Consider the following 18,522-nt stretch of genomic DNA (forward strand, 5'->3'; position numbering starts at 1 on the left):
CTCACTGTTTTTAGTGATGAGAGTGATGTCCGGCGTTTGATTTTTCTTTGCCACCAAACATGTCTGCAAGTGCGACGACTTCCGCCATGGTGAAGATCCTATCGCCATCAGCAAAATATAGCGTAAGCTTACGCTTCTCACCGACTTTTAATGTTTCTACTGGTTCAAACACCATTAAGTGATAACCACCTGGCTGGAATGTCACTGATTTACCCGCAGGAATAGCGAGCTCGTCGACACGTTGCATTTTCATCATGTCTTCTTTATGAACATGCTCGTGAATTTCAACACGCTTAACGCCTTCAAGCGAAGCCTTAATCAACGTTTTATTTTGCTGCGTTGGGTTTTCAATAACGAGATAACCCGCAGTAGATGGCGCTGCCGGTAAAAATGCACGCACGGTTGCATTGTGAACAGAAAGTTGCTCCGAACCATGATGATGTTCACCATGTTCATGCCCTTGATGAGCTGAAGCGTTAAAGCCGATAAAAGTTGATAAAGCAAAAATTAAGGTTTTGATTACACTTGATTTCATGTTGGCTTTCCTTGGATTTATAACTGCAAATAACTATATCACAGATCCCAAATTAGCGTGTTTTTTATCTCCTATCGCCAACAAAAACCCACTGCTCAAACTTTTGCTTGAGCAGATTTGTCTACCACTAACCACACAATTGCAATAATACAGATGAGTGGAAATAGCACTATCAGCGAATTAAATAGCAATGTCATTACTAGCCCAATGAACACAATAAGGAGCAACCCTAAAACACCTGCGCTCAAGAGTGCTCCTAGCACCACCAGCGCTACAATTGCAAATAGCAACGTGAGTATTTCAAAGCCAAACCAACCTAGGTCAAATCCCATATCGAGTTGCAGATCGCTGATGTCTAACCATATTAGTGGCAGCGACACCCAAGATAGCGCCAATAAAAATACCAGCGCTAATAATATACCGGCCACGACTTTCATAGTGCCTACCTCGTCGCCGTTACTTAGTTTTCGTATTGCGCTTTTGGCATTGCAAACCAAGCGACGCCATACGCCAATAACACTAACATTGGAAACTTAAAAAACAGCAATACCGTTAGTAAACGCGTTAACCAAATTGGCATATCAAAACGTTGTGCTAGTTGCGCACATACGCCACCAATTTTCTTTGAACTATTCATTTGAGACAGTGTTGATTGATATCTATTTTTCATCTTTATCTCCTTTCGCTTTGATTGCTCAGTTCGTTGCAGTGGGCGAGCCTAGCTCGCCATTTTTTGCTTCAGTTGGGCTAATTCATCGTCAATTTGTTGTTGCTTTTGCTCATCTTCAAAGCGCTGCCATACATCAGGCTGCCCTAAGTCATAGGATTCGACTTCAGCTTCAAGGCGCGCCACCTTACGTTCTAACTCGTCGAACTTGCGCGTTGCAGAGTGCATATCGTCACTATTCAGCGTTTGTTTGATGGTTAACGTTGCCTTACCAGCTTCCAAGCGGCGCAACATGGCCTTTTCTTTTGCCTTTAATTGCTGAATTTTGCTTTGCAACTTGTCCGCATCTGCGCTGAGCTTTTCAAGGGCAGGCGTTAGGTCATCAATTTTTTGCTGTGCTTCTTGTACTTTTTCGGTTTCTCGCTGCTTTTGTTCAAGGGCTGAGCGGGCAAGATCTTCACGACCTTTTTCAAGAGCATGTTCGGCTTTGCTTTGCCACGTTGCCGCAGCTTTATTTGCTTGCTCAGCTTGACGCTGCGCTACTTTTTGTTGGCAAATAAGCTCAGCTGCCGTTGCACGACAATCGGATAGCGCTTCTTCTAAATCACGCACTAACTGAGTTGCCATTTTTTGTGGGTCTTCTGCTTTGTCTAGTAACGCGTTAAGTTCTGCTTTGATAAGATCTTCAATTCTGTTGATGATGGTCATTGTTCGGCTCCTTTTATAATATAGTTAGACTATTCCAAGAGCCGTGCCAAAAATAAAAACAAAATTAAATCATTGAGTTAAAGTTTTTTGAAAAGAAAAATAGATTTATTGAGATACATTAAATAGTGAAAAAGACGATAAAATCGTCTTTTTCACACACAGGATTGGAGCAATATATTTTACGCTTCAGGTACAAAAGACAGCGCCTTTTCCATCACCTCAATGCCAGCCTCTTTTTTGTGACCGTTTTCTGATAAGTGACGACGGAAACCACGGGCACCTGGCTGATTTTGAAAAATTCCCAACATATGACGCGCAATATGCCAAAAGTTTGCGCCATTCGACATTTCGCTTTCGAAATAGTCATACATGCTTCTTACCACCTGGTGGCGAGTTTGCGTAAACGCAGCTTCACCATAGAGCAGTTCATCAACCTGCGACAACATAAACGGATTGCTGTAGGCTTCACGGCCAACCATTACGCCGTCAAGGTGAGCCAAATGATGCTGACATTCCTCAAGGGTTTTTACCCCACCGTTAATACTAATATGTAGATCGGGATAATCTTTTTTCAATTGATATACACGAGGATAATCAAGCGGTGGAACCTCACGGTTTTCCTTCGGGCTTAAACCTTGCAGCCACGCTTTACGAGCATGAATGATAAAGTCATCACAGCCCACCGCCTGCGAGGCTTCAATCAACGCCGTAAGAAACTCATAAGAATCTTGTTCATCAATACCAATACGCGTTTTTACCGTTACCGGAATATTCACTTCTGCCTTCATCGCCGCCACACAATCAGCAACGAGCTGAGGCTCAGCCATTAAACATGCACCAAAGCGACCATTTTGTACACGGTCTGACGGACAGCCCACATTCAGGTTTACCTCACTGTAGCCATATTCCTCAGCGCGCTTAGCACACTCAGCCAACGCTTTAGGATCAGAACCACCCAATTGCAACGCCACCGGCAACTCATGCGCACCAAACGCCAAATAGTCCCCTTTGCCAAAAATAATCGCACCTGTAGTGATCATTTCAGTATAAAGCACCGCATGTTTAGTCAGCTTGCGGTGAAAGGTTCTACAATGGCGATCCGTCCAATCCAGCATGGGTGCAACGCTAAAGCGGCGAAAGGCATCAACGCAGTGGTTCGGTGTTTGTGGCTCTAAGGGTGGAGTAGGTTGTTGGCTCATGGTATGACTTTCTCAATCAGGTTTACTATCAATGACCTGTACTAGTTATGTCCATAGCAGTACATAGCTCAAATAGGTGATTGCGTAGTATACCGCAGCTTCTAATACTTCGTTAAGTATAGACAGCAATTTATTGCCAATAGTAAATAACCTGAGCTTCGGATAATCAGTGCCTTTCTAGCAGCCAGTTTTTGCGCTAACTGCGTTGAATTCACTTCCAATAGCTAGCTATTGGTGCGTAAATTCGCCTTGCCTACAAGGATGTAGGTACCTAGGCGGTAGCAGAACGCGAGAGCGGAGTTATCCCCAAAACTTTCTGGCTAGACAAGGAGGTAATTTAATGTAATTTTAAAAACAATAAGTTAGCTCATTCCTTATCCAAACCTCAGATTAAATACCAAAAAGCCGCAAGTAATTGAACTTGCGGCTTTCAATTTGTTTAGGCTGCCGTCACAGTCTTATGGTGAGTTAAAGATATTCCTTCACTTCCGCTACTTTATTTTTTGCGAACTGACTGTTTGGGTTTATCGCAAGTAACTGCTGATAATGCTCAAGTGCTTGTGCATACTGCTTATTTAACTCATACGCTTGCGCGATGCTGTTATGGTAATATGGCTGCTCGTTATTTTGTGTCAGCGCAAATTTAAAGATTTCGATACCATTATTAACTTGGCCATCTTCAACAAGCTTATTGCCCCACTCCACCAAGATCTCTAAATCATACATTACACCGGTATCTTGCTGCGCTTTTGCAAACGTAGTCGCGAAGTCGGCAAAGCCATGTTTATCTGTAAGCTGCTTTAAGTATGCCATTGGCTGATAAGCCTTTTGCTTACTAGCGTCGTTAAAGTTGGGAATATAGTAAGCGGCAATATCATCAACAAACTCAATGGGTAATCCACCCAGCAGGTTAGTAAGCACAATCACCGAAACCTTGTCTTCAGGGTAGGTGATCACTGTAGTCGCATTTCCACCGCTTGCGCTGATTGCAGGGTGATATTTACGCTGAATCACTTGCCAGCCCATTGCATAGCCGTTTTCTTTGGTGTTAAAGGCTTCTGTACGCCCGTTGTTCAGCTTAACTGGCGTCCATAGCATATCTAACTCTTTAACCAGCTCGCCTTGTTGTAGTGATACAACATAGTTAGCCAGCTCCGTTGCGGTTGAACTCATTCCCGCTGCGGTTCTCAACATATAAGGGAATTCACCGTAAAAGTTTTTGTAATTTCCCTCACCTAAATGAATATATTGGCGAGCCTGATTTGGCACCATAAGTTCAAGATAATCAAAACCTGCCTGCGCGGTTTGCGGCATATTGGCACGTGCTAACTGCATCTTGGTGATAAAAGCAGGAAACCCTTCAGGTGCATATTTATCAATGACTTTACCCAAAATCACATAGCCGGTTTGGTTATAACTAAAACGCGAGTTAGGTGTAAATTGAAGAGGCTGCTTTTGCACAGCTTGCCATGAGGCTTCCGCATCATTCGGTACAATGGTTTCTAGGGCATAATTTGATGCTAGGATCGGTGGCAAGCCTGTGGTGTGACCCATTAATTGGTTAATTTTAAGTTGCTGCCAAGCCTTTGGTAAATCGGGTAAGTGCTTACCAATTTCATCGTCAATGTTTAGATAACCTTGTTCAGCAAGCTGTACAATCGCAACACCGGTAAACGCCTTTGTCATCGAATTAATCGGAAATACCGTCTGCTCAGTCACAGGCACTTGATGCTGTAAGTCTGCAAAACCATAACTTCCTTGCTTAATGATTTTATCGTCTTTAACCACGGCTAACTGTAATCCGGGAATATGCCTTTCTTTCATGAGGGTTTTGATCAGCTTGTCTACCGACTCAGCCTTCACCAAGGATGAAAATAATGCCGACCATAAAAGCGTGCCAAACCATAACACGGTTGATAGTAAAACTTTGTTGTTCTTGTACATGATTGTTCCATCGTTCATTTACATTATGAGATGGTTAGTTAGTTTCAAGTCTTATGCCAAAACTAAATTTGTTTTATTTTCAATAGTTTAATTAAAAATCATTGCTTCCAGTTAAGCCTACATAAAAACAAAATAGTGAAAAAGATAAAGAAATAGTGAATTTGACGAACACATCAGGGGATTTCGGTGAACAGTTGAATAATGAGGCATACAGCACGATCATTCTCTTTCAACGGCAAGGTATTGTTGCTGTATTTGTTTAAACGCTGCTGTTTGTTTAAAAGAGAGCATCGCGGCATCAAACTCATTTGCTCGTTCGGCCAAACGCCCAAACTTGGGTAACGTGATATAGGGCTTTTAACTCCATAATTGCAGTTAAATCATTTTCAAATACAGCATCAACCCGCCCTAATAGCAACATTTGCAAACTACTTTGGGACGTATTGGTTAATTGGATATGCTTCGCTAAGTGTTGACGCAAAAACATGGCTTTGTTTCCGTCAAATGTGATGGTGCTATCTTTTCTGACTATGATCACGTTTTTTTTGATTTAGGATGGGCTGATTTTGAAAAACCATATAACTTGCGTAATCTTGCCGCATAAGTACCGTCAAGACAATATTACACAGCCCTTTTTGCGCCATATATGACACTCTGGGCCACAGAAAATATTCAATCTTTATCGGCCAATCAAGTCGCTGAAGTTATGTTTGCAACACCTTTACCGCATAGCCATCCGGCTCACCGTCAGTATTAAGCATTGTTTTAGGGGCCAGTGTTAGACTCCTGATAAGGTGCTAATGGCTTATCTGACGCGCGCGCTTTTGCACTACCAAGAGTACAAGCTAAAACACTGAATAAATATAAGATAAAGCAAAGTCTCAAACTCAAAATCTCATTAGTTGGCACTGCAATGACACATACTACTATTTGCTATCACTTATTATTGTGTCGTTAGTTATATAACTATTTTTAGCAGATAGTCGCTAAAACTCTATTGTTTCCCCCAATACGGGAATTTCAGCCTGAATGTTATGTTGCAGCTTAAGCGCTTCTGCTAGTCCTTCCAATGCGTCGGGTTCACCGTGAACAAGTATCACTTTAGGACAACTTTTAAAATGGCTAACCCATTCAATCAATGCCGCTTGCCCGGCATGTGCTGAAAAGCCGTTTAGTGTTTCGATATTTGCTTTCACTATAATATCATCGCCAAATAATTTGATGTGTTGGGCGCCGTCAACCAATATCCTTCCTAAGGTGCCTTTAGCCTGATATCCGACAAAGATGATGGTATTGCGACTATCCCAAATGCGATGTTTAAAATGATGCGTGATCCGCCCACCTGTGCACATTCCACTACCCGCGATGATTAATGCCCCGCCGCTTATTTTGTTGATTGCCATTGAGTCTTCGGCATCTACCATCAAATGCAATGTAGATAAGAAATTCTTGAGTAAGCTTTGCTCTCCGGTATGAAGTTTTTTAACGCCTTCACAATCCAAAGTCGGGAGCCACTGGTCGTATACTTCAGTGACCTCAATAGCCATTGGACTATCGAGAAAAACTTGCCAATTATCAAGCTCACCGGCGTGCTGTAACTTACCTAGATAAAGCAATAGTTCCTGCGCTCTGCCCACTGCAAACGCGGGGATCATCACATTACCACCGCGTGCAAACGCATCGTCCAAAATGCCTTTTAGTTGGGTTTGTGTATCACCTAAAGACTTATGTTCACGGTCCCCATAGGTACCTTCCATTAATACAATATCAGCTTGTTCTAGCAACGTAGGATCATTCATCAACAGTGTATCTTTATTACCAAGATCACCCGAAAAAACCACCTTTTTCTGTTTCCCTTGCTCATCAAAGGTTAGCTCTGTGATTGCCGAGCCAAGAATGTGCCCAGCATCGTGAAAGCGCACACTCGCGACTTTTGCAATTTTTACTTCTTGATGATAAGCAATAGGCTTGAGACAGTCCAATACATCCAGTACATCTTCTTTCGTGTACTGTGCGGGAATATCATCGAGCCCCTTACGTGCACGCTTTCTGTTTTCTCTACGCAAATCATTTTCGTATAAACTTAACGCATCAAATAGCATAATGGGCAACAATTGCGACGTCGCCTCTGTGCAATAGATTGGGCCTGTAAAGCCATCATGTAATAAGCAAGGCAGCCTACCCGAATGGTCCAAGTGCGCATGGGAGAGAATAACCATATCAATACTATTTGGATTAAATTCAAATTGCTCACGCGAGATAAGATGCTTTGCTCTCATCCCTTGATGCATACCGCAATCAAGTAGTACATCACCTAATGAAGGCGAGCTAATAAGGTGGCAAGACCCTGTAACTTCTTGCGCAGCCCCATGGAAGGTAATTGTTGCCATCGCTTTTACTCATTTCTTCGCTCGGGGTAGTTCCCCTTGGGTTTATGTAAGTTTAGTTACAAAAATCCGAGTTGCTTATGTGCTGCATCAAAAGAGTTACAGATGTGAGTTTTATAGTTTTAGCTGGTATAACCAATTAAAGTAGATACTCAATGTCATTGTCATTAGCTATCACGGTTAGCTTTGGCATTTTCCCTTCTAAAGCCTGTAGACGAGATATGTTTTGCTGAGGGTGACCATAACTATTGTCGCCAACAGATATAGGGCACTCAATATTTGGAAAAGCAGTTTGCCACCTAGAGACACTTAAATAACCCGCTTCACCACCATGGTGAGGGGTCACTAGGATCACTCCCCTATCACTAAATGAGGAGGTGCTTACCGCGTCCAATATCTTCGGATAATGATGATCCCCTGTAAGCAGAGCCACTTTATTTTTACCTTTAATCGCTAACATGATACCAGTTTGATTTCTTGAGCTGCCGGCGCTAGCTCTGTAGACATCTATCGTTGCTGAAGAGTAAATCGAGCTGAGCGTGATTTCTCTTCCTTTTCGCGAAATTGTTGAACGTAAACATACAATAGCAACATTATTACTCTCTAAGTGCTCTATGGTATCTCTGTAAACTAAAGTATCGGGAATATTATCTGGACCAAATACAGCGTCACAATCAGCGAGCTGTGTGGGGCTGCAAAACTTTAACGCTTGAAAATGATCCATATCCCAGTGACTGATGATAACGGTATAGCGACGACCATTCATTGCACGCATTCTTCTAGAAATGAGATCTTTCACTTGCCTGTCACTATATCGTTGAGATGCTCCAAAATCATAAACTAAGACATACTCGGAGCTGTGCACTTCATTCCAATTACCTTGGCCACAATTAACAACGGTCAAACTATTCCACTGATGCCCTAACTTAATAAACGGGAGAGTAGGAGTAGAGGGAGAAATAAATTGCGTATCGGTGAGATACTGACTGAATGAAAAATGAGAGCGTGTGCGTAGTGAGTATGCGACAAAAGCACTTCCCTCACCGTCTTCTAATTCAAACTCCTCATTTTCTAATTCAAACTCCTCAAAAAAGGTATACGGCATGCTATAGAAAGAACCAGCAGCTAGACGGCTATGTCTCATATGTGGAGTAGTCAGCCGGTAAAACCTTGCCACTTCAGGTATCAACTCTTGCCCAAACAACCGAGCTACCGCCTGAGCATCTTGATAGCAACAAAAGTCGATAATATACTCTACTTTGTCACCTTCACCCGGCCTGCTATAGCTCTCTATATAAATCACAATATTTCGGGCTGATTGTTTAGTTTGGTTGCTGCTCACAACTTCTCTCTTATTCCATTTTATTGAGCAAGCCTACTTTATAAAATTGAGCTAACTTACTCGACTCAATAGCCTATGCAAAATCTAACGCTGCTATTACTATGATTACATACTAGCAAAATAGTGCATTGACGCAAAAATCAAAAAGTTAGATGAAAGTGATTAAGTTTAAAGATACAAAGTCAGTTAGGAAGTTAATACTAAAAGTTGGTAGTTTGAGAGAACCGCTCGATTTACTTCAGCAAATCAAGCGGTTCTCTTGAATAGGGTGAGTCAGCCTATAAGTTAACTGAAGCGTTCAATATTTGCACGGAATAAGTCCAAGTGCAGAAGTCTTGAATTAATAAGTTAATGTGTGCCAACATAGAATATGTTGCTACTTTAAAAGTTCTGCGAGATCGCTTTACTTAATTCACAACAGTTTTCGCTAGAACTATTCAGAAGACCACACGAGTCACAGTATACTGCTTTAGTTCCACATTTAAGGCAAGTCCCAAGAGAAAATAGATACAGCTTGCCAACATATTTAATGGCTAATCCATGTTCCCAACAAAGCAATCCAGGAACTTCTCTTCCGCTCCTTCGACCGCTAAAACATGAACTGCAAATATCAGATATTCGACCATAAGATATTTCCTCAAATGAGTTAATAAATGCCGATTCCCAATCCAAATGCTCTAAAGTAACACGATGACCAAATTCTCTAATTCTTTTTGTAGCTGATTTGGTAAAGCCACTCGAAGAAACCATGACTCCATATTGCGCTTTAACATCAGAATACATACTTAAAAATGATTCAACCTCTTTGAGATCTACTGGTCTAGAATAGTGCTTACATTCAACAAGCGTAAGCTCATTTTCTGCTTTCACTAAAATATCTATTTCCCTAGAACGCTCTGAGTACTCACCGATTAGTCTAGTATTCTTTAAAACGGTTGTTTCAATTGACGAATATTTGTCATGATAAATTTTTGAAATTAACCATTCATATTGCCTCCATTCAGGAACTTCCTTGCTTTGACCCATTAAGCGTACACTCTAGACTCATACTTATAAGTTTGCTCCTCAATGGAGTTCATCAATCGTATAACAGATCTTCCGAGTGAATAAGCCAAGTTTACGGGTACCGCATTTCCAATTTGTTTATACTTGGCCGTTATCGGTCCAGAAAATTCCCATGTGTCTGGAAAGGTTTGAATTCTTGCATATTCACGTACGGTGAGAGGCCTTGTTTCTTCAGGATGGCATCGCTCAGTTTGTTTTTGTGCAGGTGAACATGTCAAGGTTAGACTAGGTTCATCCCATGCTAATCTGCGAGCCATTCCTGTTTTACCGCCCCCAAGGAAATAGCTCTTTTTCATGTATTCCCGTTGAAGGTCGTCGGGTAAGTCTCTCCAATAACCACCTTCAGGTACTTTAGATAAAATCTCAGCTTTCCTAGCTGGGTAACTTTGTCCTTCAGAAACCGGAACATCAGTTTCAAAAAGCTCACCAGATTTTAACGCATCCCTCATTGTCATAATGCGCGAATAAGGAGAAGGCCAGTTAAACTCGACACCGTCAGCTAAATCCTTTCTTATACCAATTAAAAAAAGACGCTCTCTTTTTTGAGGTACTTGATAAAAAATAGCTTTCAAGACTCTTGGCTCAACCAATTCATAACCAAGTTCTTCTGTAATAATGTCTTTGATAGTATTTAAAGTTTTACCATCCTCATGGTTTAGAAGTCCTCGAACATTTTCAGCAACTATAACTTTTGGGTTTACTTCTTTAACAGCTCTAGCAAACTCAAAAAACAATGTACCTCTTGTATCTTCAAAGCCGAGTTTTTTACCCGCGTATGAAAATGCCTGACAGGGAAATCCCCCCGTCAATACGTCAACTTTATCTCTGTAGTTAGTAAAATCAATCCCAGATACATCGCCTTCAACTACGTTCCAATTAGGCCTATTCAACCGTAATGTGTTGCAAGCATGTTTATCAAGTTCATTTAAAAGTACAGAACGAAAACCTGCTTTTTCCATTCCAAGAGCTAATCCTCCAGCTCCAGCAAATAACTCAAGCATAGAAAATTGTCGAATTGGGGTTACATTTAGTTCATTCTCCCAATTACTTTTGAACAATAATTGGGCTTGCTCAAACTGCTCTAACTGTGATTTATGATATAGACGGTAGTTATTGCCGTCATCTCTTTGCGGTTTTAACGTGCCATTGTTGTCCCAACGTCTTAAAGTCTCTTTAGAGACGCTGAGTATGTCTGCTACTTGGGAAATAGTATAAAAATCTGGGGACATAATATTAAAGAATTAAAAACCTTGTGCATGGTTACTACTGTATATCTAATCATATGTTTTTGTCAAACATTGATCATGGTTACTATTTACCCAAATAATAAGGGGCATAATGCCCCCTTTTGAAATAATCAAAGCTAAGATATGGATTCTTTGAGCAATCTAAATATAAAATTCATATCATAATCTCTTGGTAATAGCTGATTCTCAACCAATACACTTGCAATCAAAAAAATCCCTTGCAGATAAACCAGCGGTCCACCACACTCAGTTAAGAATTGCTGAAATCCCTGTCTTGTAATGAAATCTGAGTCTGTGGTTTTCATTCCTCTATCAGGATCTGATGGACTGAAAAAGCCTTTAACACCATCAGACTTAGGAATTCGTTCGACCAACCTTGCCTGATAACCTTTGAATACAGAATTATTGTCGAAAACGATTGACTCCATATTCTTTCTCGTTTTAATTGCTGAAGCTGCATTCATCGTATTAAATCTGTTTTTCATTTCAGCAATGATTTCACGATCTGTAACTTGAAGATCTAGCCTTCCACTTTCAGATTTAATTATGTTTGGCAACATACATGCCATCAATTCATTTAGCTTACCAATCTTATTGCCACGCCACTTGTCAGCCAATCGAGAACGTTCAAATAGGTTGTATGCTTCCTCATCTATTGGCTCATTGCCAGTATTTAAGTCAGCATTCATAAGTAAAGCTGCAATTGGATCTGGTTTAGTTTTACTTCTGATACTTCTTGAACCGATGATTATATTCTGGACTTCATCCTTAAACTCATTTACACCGTCAGGATCCAAATTAGTCAATGGACAATTGATGTCTGACAGTCTAATAACAGCATCTTTAGAAACACCACCAGCGGAATCAACTCCATCTATAAAAACAGCTTTTAGATCAATTAACTCGATCATTGCACTTCTCCTTCTATTGAATTCCCATAGTGCTCATACCCTAACTCAAGTAATACGTCTTCTGAATCCACAATAGCCATTTGATTTAAGTTTAATCTGCCTTCTGTATCAGCAAAAGCCACGACCCAACATGATGTATCATGTTCAATAAATACATCTAAAAGTATCCAATTATCAGGTGTAAAGTCACTTGAAGGAAGGTACTGGCTAAGAGATTGATCATACTCAAGATCAAATGGAAATGGATGTGAGGAAGTAAGTACAACTCTTACAAATTTTACGGACTGCGCCATAAAACCAAGATTGCAGTCAAAACCACAATCAATTCTATTTTCAATAATCATATTGTCACCGTTAAATTGTCTTGGGACAAAGTTGTCCAAGTTCTTTTAAGCAATGGTATTGGTGCTTCCGAGAAGAACCTTATAACCACTACCTATATTGGTGTTGATTAAAGAAAATTTCAAGCCATACCTATAAACTTTTCAATTATCAGGTACCGTAAAAGAGTGTGTATTACTTATACACTAGAAAACTAGGTGGTTATCTATTATCAGCCTGAGTGTAAACAGTCAGTATAAAATCATTGTCAGTTTTCAAAATGGATCGAGATATGTTTACTGGAAATATTAGCGGTGCTCATTTTAAGTACACTCGAAAATCACGGCTTCAGCTAATCCGCTAGCAATCAGCGCATTATTGTTTTCAGTGTTTAAAAATGGATAGTGAAATGCTGCTGGTTAGATCATCAGTGTTCATTTTTAGTGTACTCAAAATAGCCGTTCACTTCATTGCCTACAAACGGATGTTATAGCCCTTCAAAATTCTAAACTAGCCATTTAAGATCAAAGCCTTAGACTTAAAACAGGCACTTCTATTATGACTAAACAAATCGGATACATTCGTGTTAGCTCAGTTGATCAAAACACAGCTCGCCAATTAGTCGACATCAAGCTTGATAAAACCTTCGTTGACAAGTGCAGCGGCAAAGATACTAACAGGCCAGCCCTCAAGCAGTTAATTGAATATGCTCGCGAAGGCGATGTAGTTCATTGCCATGACATAAGCCGTATGGCACGTAATACTGAAGATCTTCTGAGATTAGTCCGCCTATTCACCGAGCAAGGTATTAGTTTGAAGTTCTATAAGGAACACCTTGATTTTGCAGGCACCAATAACCCAACTCAAGAATTGATGCTTACACTATTGGGCGCAATCTACCAATTCGAGCGGTCTATGATACTTGAGCGTCAGCGTGAAGGCATAGCTATTGCTAAAGCTAACGGTAAGTACAAAGGTAAAGGCATTAACAAGGAACTACACGAGCGTATCAGACAGATGCATGCTGAAGGCATGAATAAAATGCAGATAGCAAAAGCCCTAGGCTGTGCTAGAGCTACTGTTTATAAAGCTCTAGCAAAAAGTTAATATTTTCCACCCTCCAAAGGGATTTTTATGTAGAGGTGATCTTTATCTTCGTATTGACCGGGTTCAATAGTGTTTCCATCAAACTCACAGCATGGATTTAAAAACTTAGATTCAATGAAACCAATCTCGCTCAAAACAAATAGGTTGTCGAACACCGTACTTTTGGGCACTCCTATTATATCTACAAAAGTAGAAAAATATTCTGAGAAGTCTTGATATGATTCAACAAGAAATTCAGCCTGACCTTCTTCAAACTGCTCTTTGGTTAACTGAAAGATCAAGTAAAGACCGATTTGATAAGCAAGTAACGGCATATTTACGTGTGACGATAAAGAATTTAACTTAAACACCAAAGGAAGATAATACTCATCAAACAACCTACGGTGAGCTTGACTGCATTGAACCAAATTACCATCATACTCATCACGCAGTGACTTCAAATCAATGTACATTGTCAGGTAAGGCTTCTTCTTCAACTCTAAAACTTCTAACTCCTCTTCATTTGGACGAACAGACTGATGCATCACTACTGCCGCTTTTTCCAACTGATTTAACGCAGACTTTAAAGATGTTCTTGAGCGCACAGATTGCTTGCAATCAAACTGTTTGAAGGCATTCAAAAAGTCAGTAGAAGACTCATATTCGACCAAAAGTTCAGGTTTACTATGTAAGTATTGGGGTAGTGTTTCCAGTAGGAGAAACAAAGCTATCTTATATGCCAGCAGACTTTCTACATCCATCACAGTGAATCGATGGTTTATGTGCCTAATCAATATTTCTCTAATATCTTCCATCTTGCCTCCCAGCTTTTTCGAGACTAAAGCTACCAGAATTCGGTGAATCCATTCAACCAGAATAAATGGTACGAACATTCGGACAAGCCCTCTCCCTCTTGGTCATCCATTAGACAATTGCTTTATCGAATCTAAGCAGCCAGATGCGGTTTCACAGGTTCGTATACCAAGATTACGGGGTGATCAGATAAACGAAAAACGATTCCGCGTATCTGTCTAAAGCCATTTTTAAAATATGAGGATTTATCCCATGAAAAAGAAAGAAAAAGCCAAGAAACTACAGCAAGCGATATTCCGAGCAACTAAAGCAACCCAAAAGCCAGTTTATGAGTTGTGGAAATGCGAGGGGTTTAAGGCATTAGGTTATAACAGCTTCAAGGACTGGGCCAAAGCTAATCAGGATAAGTTCAATCGAAGCTATGACAGTATCAATAATGATCTTCATACAGCCATTATTACAGTAGATATGTGTGGAGAAGAAAGTATTGGAAAGTTCAACACGTACGCTTTGCTTCCTATGAAAAACTTGAGTAAACAAGATCGCAGAGCCCTATATGAGCATGCATTGTCCAAGTTAGAAGTGTCCAAACTAAAAGGCTGTCAGTTGACTCGTAAACGGGTTGAGAAGTATTTGAAAGAACTAAATTTATCAACAAAAAAGGAACAGGAGGATAATGAGCAAACCAACACTAATGCACAAACACCTAAATGCCCGTTGAATTCGGGAGAGCTAAAACTTAGGAAACAGTTCAACGAAGCTCTCAACAACAAAGAAAACCGTCACTTTGCAAAACGTGTTTGTTTAGCTATTTCTGACGCAATTCCTAAAAAGTCTACGTTGTTGATATGCCGTGTTCTCTTAAAAAAACATGACTGTAAAGATGCTGTTCAAGAAGTAAAAAAAGCCCTCAAACAGCTTGAAAGCAAATAGCCAACAAGGCGCATTTGCGCCTTCTACCCACTTTTAGGAGATCATTACTATGAATAAATTTATCAAATCATGCAAAGTTGATTACATGCGTTTATCACTGGACATAACAGATGAAGAGCATCAAGAACTAATAAAGCTAAATATAGAAGATTTGGCCTGCCGCATAGCGAATAAAACAACCGCAGGATTAAAACAGATTATACATCCAAGGTTGGGTTATGCACGTTATACCCGAGTACCATTGTTTGATCCACAATTTAGCTACTCTGCTAGTAACAGAGAAATACCACACCTAGCAATAATGTGCGATCCTTATTCACCTTGCCGAAAGTTTCTGGCTATAGAACTTAAAGGGCACAAGTACACCAAATCACAATGGTATTGTGCGAGGCTCTTTTTAGAGCACATCCTGACGCCAGAACTTTATCTTGATTACTGGCAAGAACTTACGGTTACAAAAGTAGATATAGCATTGGGTAGTGATATACCACTCTCTGAATTGCTTTTTGATAAGCTCCACGCACGCAAGGCCGGTATCTATTTTAATAGTGACGGCGATAATGAGCTTTTCTACTTTCAGCCTAAAAACAGAAGGCAAGAAATCGCTGTATACGATAGAAAGGCTAAGGAAAAGAACTTTGGTTATAAGTTTCAAGCCAATGAATCTACCAGAACCGAATTAAGGCTTGGTAAGCTCAAAATACCGCTGAATAAGTTTCTTACCGAGCATGACTACTTGAAAAAGTTTAATAGTATTAAGTCATATGACTTAAACAAAATAAAGGATACTGGCTGCTTAGGTCGCTACGAATTAATGGCCATTCAAGTAATGGGAATGACACCATTTTTGCGAAAACACAACAAGTATGAGAGAACCAAGTTCAGAAAAGCAATTAAACCGTACCTAGTACCAGTAATTAACATGGATGCAATAAAATCTAAGTGGTTAAAGCAGGTAGATAGCATCTCTACAATGGATCCCTTTACTAACCTAAGTACTAGCCAAAAAACCAAGTACAAGGAGAAGTTTAACCGTACATATATGTAAGTGGTGTAGTTAATAGCTATGTAGCAGTGTAGTAGTTGTTTACCAGTTACCCATCATACTAGCTCAAACCGAAGAGTTGAGACTCTCAACTCTTTCTTTTCACTGTTTCTCACACCAAAAGCCGTTAAAACAGTCAATTTAGCTGCCTACACACGGCCAAGGCTCACCCTAAAACCGTTTAAGCGTTCCTGATACCTTGAATTAAAAGAAACAGGGTATCAACTATGCTAATCATACACTTACAGCAATGCTGTCTTCAGTTGATGGAGGCAGTATGACACGAACATACAACAAACTACTGCCCTCAAATATGTATCAGTCGTACGCCACAGGCTATACATATCGGGCGATGACCTCTGGCTTTATCGATTCTACTGACTTAATGGCGGTCAAAGGTGCCACCATTAAAAGTATCTGTGGTACTTCCTTTAAGTTCACGGGGCAAAATGAAGACTTCGATAACCTAGTCCACCACCTACACCAAAGATTATCTGTGACCAAAGGCTGCGACCTAGGCCATAACTGCCGTGTGTTTGAACATGGCTTGCAGCTACCCGCCAACAGCTGGAAGGTGATTAAGTTAATGGTGGTGCTTAAGGTAAACGGTGGCTTTTATGAGTGGATACACTGCTGTCTTCCTTCGGACATTCATATCAACTCGATGCTTTCTCATATGATTGGTATCACTGAAGAGGCGCTAATTAACATCAACCTTGCCTTGGTGGAAACTGGCCTAGTACAGGGGTCACACTACCTTCAGCTAGACCAATCAGGTATCCCTCATGCCTTGGTGGAAAAGTTAGTAGGTGAAAAGGTTGCAAGTTATACCGAGTTAATTGAACCATTAGTACAGATGCAACCACCATCCACCTTGAAGTTAAGTGACTTTAAGCACCTTGAATTGGAGGACTTAATCGCCTTCCTTGATGTGGCGTTAAATAATTCCATCCAAGGTTGTAACGTGCTTTTGTGGGGCGAGCCTGGCACGGGCAAAACTCAACTAAGTCGCTTTTTGGCTGATATCTTAGGCGCCTCGCTTATTGCCATTAAAGCCTTTGGCTCTGATGTCCACCAGCGGGAGGTGGATTATGACCAAGAGAGATTAAGTTCAAACCTTAGGCTTCAGCACCACCATTTGGTACAGCGAATAGTTAGCCATGACGAGAAGTCTTTTCTTATGTTAGACGAGGCCGAGGATATATTAGTCCAACAGGTGTTTAACCACCGTGCTTCAGGTGGCAAAGATAACCTACATGCCACACTTGAAGCCAACACCGTACCGTGTATTTGGGTGGTTAATTCGGTAGAAAATATTCCTGCCAGTGTCCTAAGGCGGTTCAATTTCGTTAAGCACATTTTCGTACCAGACAACCGTGTTATGGAAGGCATTATCGCCAAAACCACCAAAGGCCTGAGGCTGAGTAAACCATTTAAGGTGCAGCTCGCCACCAAGGACAATGTTACCCCAGCCAATATCGCCAATGCCGCCTTCGTATGCCATACCATAGGCCACCAAGGTAAGCAGGCTGAAGCCTTGGTAGACAGCCTAATTACCGAAGTCCACCAAGCTTGTGGCTTTAAAACGACTACAGCCACCTACAAACCACAAATGGCGTTTTCACTCGATAACCTAAATATCAAAGGTGGCAATAAAGCTTTGGCGGATATTGAGCGCGCTATGAAGAAGCATGGTGGTATACGCGCCCTATTTACGGGGCCAAGTGGCACGGGGAAATCAGCATTAGCCAACCACCTAGCCAAAACAACCAATCAAGAACTTATCACCATCCGTTGCAGTGACGTCCTCGATAAGTATGTGGGTGGCTCTGAGAAGAATATAGCCAACCTGTTTGCCAATGCCACTGAGCAAGGGGCTGCCCTGTTCATTGATGAAGTGGATAGCCTGTTGGCCGATAGGTCTGGGGCATCCCAAAATTTTGAAATACAGCAAGTTAATGAGCTGCTTACTCAGATTGATTGTTTCGAATATCCACTGTTCTTTGCAACAAACTTCGAGAAGCACTTAGATTCAGCTCTAATGAGACGCACAGACTATAAATTAGCTTTTGAGTATCTGACATCAGAACAGCTAAAACGGCTCTTCAAAGAAGCGTGTGGACGCTCTCAGATAACAGATTCCCAGCTTCAGCAGCTCGCAAATCTTAAAAACATAGCTGTCGGCGATTTTGCGATTATCAAACGCAGACAACAATTTTCGACGACTAAGCTATCCGCCCAAGACTGCTTAGACATTCTCATTACTGAATCCAATCACAAGCAAACCACAAGGCCCATCGGCTTTGTAAAGTAACCACA

General features: G+C 40.9%; 18 protein-coding genes. 4 read left to right on the forward strand and 14 right to left on the reverse strand.

Features of this window, described 5'->3' with window-relative positions; all coding sequences use genetic code 11:
• Positions 1 to 10: 10 nt before the first annotated feature.
• The 13 genes from GSF04_RS21180 to GSF04_RS21240 all read right to left on the reverse strand — a co-directional run bounded on the left by GSF04_RS21180 (position 11) and on the right by GSF04_RS21240 (position 12,349).
• The gene (locus tag GSF04_RS21180; protein ID WP_211858730.1) at positions 11 to 535 is read right to left on the reverse strand and encodes a copper chaperone PCu(A)C; all 525 of its coding nucleotides are present in this window, start codon (positions 533 to 535) and stop codon (positions 11 to 13) included.
• A 95-nt stretch (positions 536 to 630) separates the two neighbouring features.
• On the reverse strand, positions 631 to 972 hold the full coding sequence (locus GSF04_RS21185; RefSeq protein ID WP_045987624.1) for a hypothetical protein: 342 nt from the start codon (positions 970 to 972) through the stop codon (positions 631 to 633).
• A 23-nt stretch (positions 973 to 995) separates the two neighbouring features.
• Positions 996 to 1,205, reverse strand: coding sequence for a PspC domain-containing protein (locus tag GSF04_RS21190; RefSeq protein WP_010376716.1), 210 nt, complete (start codon positions 1,203 to 1,205; stop codon positions 996 to 998).
• 48 nt (positions 1,206 to 1,253) lie between these two features.
• Positions 1,254 to 1,910: a PspA/IM30 family protein gene (locus GSF04_RS21195; RefSeq protein WP_211858731.1), complete on the reverse strand. Its 657-nt coding sequence runs from the start codon at positions 1,908 to 1,910 to the stop codon at positions 1,254 to 1,256.
• A 179-nt stretch (positions 1,911 to 2,089) separates the two neighbouring features.
• A complete protein-coding gene (dusA, locus tag GSF04_RS21200; protein ID WP_211858732.1) occupies positions 2,090 to 3,109 on the reverse strand; it encodes a tRNA dihydrouridine(20/20a) synthase DusA in 1,020 nt (339 codons plus the stop codon).
• Positions 3,110 to 3,577: 468 nt separating this feature from the next.
• Positions 3,578 to 5,053 (reverse strand): serine hydrolase, encoded by a 1,476-nt coding sequence (locus GSF04_RS21205; protein WP_211858733.1) that lies wholly within the window; start codon positions 5,051 to 5,053, stop codon positions 3,578 to 3,580.
• A gap of 304 nt (positions 5,054 to 5,357) precedes the next feature.
• Entirely contained in the window at positions 5,358 to 5,540 is a 183-nt protein-coding gene (locus tag GSF04_RS21210; protein WP_211858734.1) for a hypothetical protein, read from the reverse strand.
• A 499-nt stretch (positions 5,541 to 6,039) separates the two neighbouring features.
• Positions 6,040 to 7,443, reverse strand: coding sequence for an MBL fold metallo-hydrolase (locus GSF04_RS21215; RefSeq protein ID WP_211858735.1), 1,404 nt, complete (start codon positions 7,441 to 7,443; stop codon positions 6,040 to 6,042).
• A gap of 136 nt (positions 7,444 to 7,579) precedes the next feature.
• Complete coding sequence (locus GSF04_RS21220) at positions 7,580 to 8,782, reverse strand: hypothetical protein (RefSeq protein ID WP_211858736.1); 1,203 nt, start codon at positions 8,780 to 8,782, stop codon at positions 7,580 to 7,582.
• Between the two features lie 381 nt (positions 8,783 to 9,163).
• Positions 9,164 to 9,808 (reverse strand): restriction endonuclease, encoded by a 645-nt coding sequence (locus GSF04_RS21225; RefSeq protein ID WP_211858737.1) that lies wholly within the window; start codon positions 9,806 to 9,808, stop codon positions 9,164 to 9,166.
• Positions 9,808 to 11,076 (reverse strand): DNA (cytosine-5-)-methyltransferase, encoded by a 1,269-nt coding sequence (dcm, locus tag GSF04_RS21230; protein WP_211858738.1) that lies wholly within the window; start codon positions 11,074 to 11,076, stop codon positions 9,808 to 9,810. The genes GSF04_RS21225 and dcm overlap by 1 nt, the downstream gene beginning before the upstream one ends.
• A 134-nt stretch (positions 11,077 to 11,210) precedes the next feature.
• Positions 11,211 to 12,005, reverse strand: coding sequence for an Eco47II family restriction endonuclease (locus GSF04_RS21235; RefSeq protein ID WP_211858739.1), 795 nt, complete (start codon positions 12,003 to 12,005; stop codon positions 11,211 to 11,213).
• The gene (locus tag GSF04_RS21240) at positions 12,002 to 12,349 is read right to left on the reverse strand and encodes a hypothetical protein (protein WP_211858740.1); all 348 of its coding nucleotides are present in this window, start codon (positions 12,347 to 12,349) and stop codon (positions 12,002 to 12,004) included. Before GSF04_RS21240 ends, GSF04_RS21235 begins: the two co-directional genes overlap by 4 nt.
• Positions 12,350 to 12,884: 535 nt before the next feature.
• On the opposite strand from GSF04_RS21240, the gene GSF04_RS21245 reads away from it, so the two are divergent.
• Positions 12,885 to 13,433: a recombinase family protein gene (locus tag GSF04_RS21245; RefSeq protein ID WP_211858741.1), complete on the forward strand. Its 549-nt coding sequence runs from the start codon at positions 12,885 to 12,887 to the stop codon at positions 13,431 to 13,433.
• Here GSF04_RS21245 and GSF04_RS21250 read toward each other — a convergent pair.
• The gene (locus tag GSF04_RS21250) at positions 13,430 to 14,227 is read right to left on the reverse strand and encodes a hypothetical protein (RefSeq protein ID WP_211858742.1); all 798 of its coding nucleotides are present in this window, start codon (positions 14,225 to 14,227) and stop codon (positions 13,430 to 13,432) included. The genes GSF04_RS21245 and GSF04_RS21250 overlap by 4 nt on opposite strands.
• Before the next feature lie 250 nt (positions 14,228 to 14,477).
• On the opposite strand from GSF04_RS21250, the gene GSF04_RS21255 reads away from it, so the two are divergent.
• The 3 genes from GSF04_RS21255 (at position 14,478) to GSF04_RS21265 (ending at position 18,517) form a co-directional block, all read left to right on the forward strand.
• The gene (locus GSF04_RS21255; protein WP_211858743.1) at positions 14,478 to 15,158 is read left to right on the forward strand and encodes a hypothetical protein; all 681 of its coding nucleotides are present in this window, start codon (positions 14,478 to 14,480) and stop codon (positions 15,156 to 15,158) included.
• Positions 15,159 to 15,207: 49 nt separating this feature from the next.
• Complete coding sequence (locus GSF04_RS21260; protein ID WP_211858744.1) at positions 15,208 to 16,206, forward strand: hypothetical protein; 999 nt, start codon at positions 15,208 to 15,210, stop codon at positions 16,204 to 16,206.
• 274 nt (positions 16,207 to 16,480) lie between these two features.
• Positions 16,481 to 18,517 carry an AAA family ATPase gene (locus tag GSF04_RS21265; protein WP_211858745.1) on the forward strand — a complete coding sequence of 679 codons (2,037 nt, stop codon included), beginning with the start codon at positions 16,481 to 16,483 and terminating at the stop codon, positions 18,515 to 18,517.
• The last annotated feature ends 5 nt before the right edge of the window (positions 18,518 to 18,522 follow it).

This window comes from Pseudoalteromonas sp. A22 (assembly GCF_018141345.1).
GTDB lineage: Bacteria > Pseudomonadota > Gammaproteobacteria > Enterobacterales > Alteromonadaceae > Pseudoalteromonas > Pseudoalteromonas maricaloris.

What these genes read in the sequence shown, in the direction of transcription:
- dcm (WP_211858738.1), bottom strand. Translation starts at nt 11,076, where the DNA reads ATGTCCCCAGATTTTTATACTATTTCCCAAGTAGCAGACATACTCAGC.
- GSF04_RS21210 (WP_211858734.1), bottom strand. Translation starts at nt 5,540, where the DNA reads ATGTTTTTGCGTCAACACTTAGCGAAGCATATCCAATTAACCAATACG.
- GSF04_RS21265 (WP_211858745.1), top strand. Translation starts at nt 16,481, where the DNA reads ATGACACGAACATACAACAAACTACTGCCCTCAAATATGTATCAGTCG.
- GSF04_RS21250 (WP_211858742.1), bottom strand. Translation starts at nt 14,227, where the DNA reads ATGGAAGATATTAGAGAAATATTGATTAGGCACATAAACCATCGATTC.
- GSF04_RS21255 (WP_211858743.1), top strand. Translation starts at nt 14,478, where the DNA reads ATGAAAAAGAAAGAAAAAGCCAAGAAACTACAGCAAGCGATATTCCGA.
- GSF04_RS21185 (WP_045987624.1), bottom strand. Translation starts at nt 972, where the DNA reads ATGAAAGTCGTGGCCGGTATATTATTAGCGCTGGTATTTTTATTGGCG.
- GSF04_RS21215 (WP_211858735.1), bottom strand. Translation starts at nt 7,443, where the DNA reads ATGGCAACAATTACCTTCCATGGGGCTGCGCAAGAAGTTACAGGGTCT.
- GSF04_RS21240 (WP_211858740.1), bottom strand. Translation starts at nt 12,349, where the DNA reads ATGATTATTGAAAATAGAATTGATTGTGGTTTTGACTGCAATCTTGGT.
- GSF04_RS21225 (WP_211858737.1), bottom strand. Translation starts at nt 9,808, where the DNA reads ATGGGTCAAAGCAAGGAAGTTCCTGAATGGAGGCAATATGAATGGTTA.
- GSF04_RS21195 (WP_211858731.1), bottom strand. Translation starts at nt 1,910, where the DNA reads ATGACCATCATCAACAGAATTGAAGATCTTATCAAAGCAGAACTTAAC.
- GSF04_RS21245 (WP_211858741.1), top strand. Translation starts at nt 12,885, where the DNA reads ATGACTAAACAAATCGGATACATTCGTGTTAGCTCAGTTGATCAAAAC.
- GSF04_RS21205 (WP_211858733.1), bottom strand. Translation starts at nt 5,053, where the DNA reads ATGTACAAGAACAACAAAGTTTTACTATCAACCGTGTTATGGTTTGGC.
- dusA (WP_211858732.1), bottom strand. Translation starts at nt 3,109, where the DNA reads ATGAGCCAACAACCTACTCCACCCTTAGAGCCACAAACACCGAACCAC.
- GSF04_RS21260 (WP_211858744.1), top strand. Translation starts at nt 15,208, where the DNA reads ATGAATAAATTTATCAAATCATGCAAAGTTGATTACATGCGTTTATCA.
- GSF04_RS21190 (WP_010376716.1), bottom strand. Translation starts at nt 1,205, where the DNA reads ATGAAAAATAGATATCAATCAACACTGTCTCAAATGAATAGTTCAAAG.
- GSF04_RS21235 (WP_211858739.1), bottom strand. Translation starts at nt 12,005, where the DNA reads ATGATCGAGTTAATTGATCTAAAAGCTGTTTTTATAGATGGAGTTGAT.
- GSF04_RS21180 (WP_211858730.1), bottom strand. Translation starts at nt 535, where the DNA reads ATGAAATCAAGTGTAATCAAAACCTTAATTTTTGCTTTATCAACTTTT.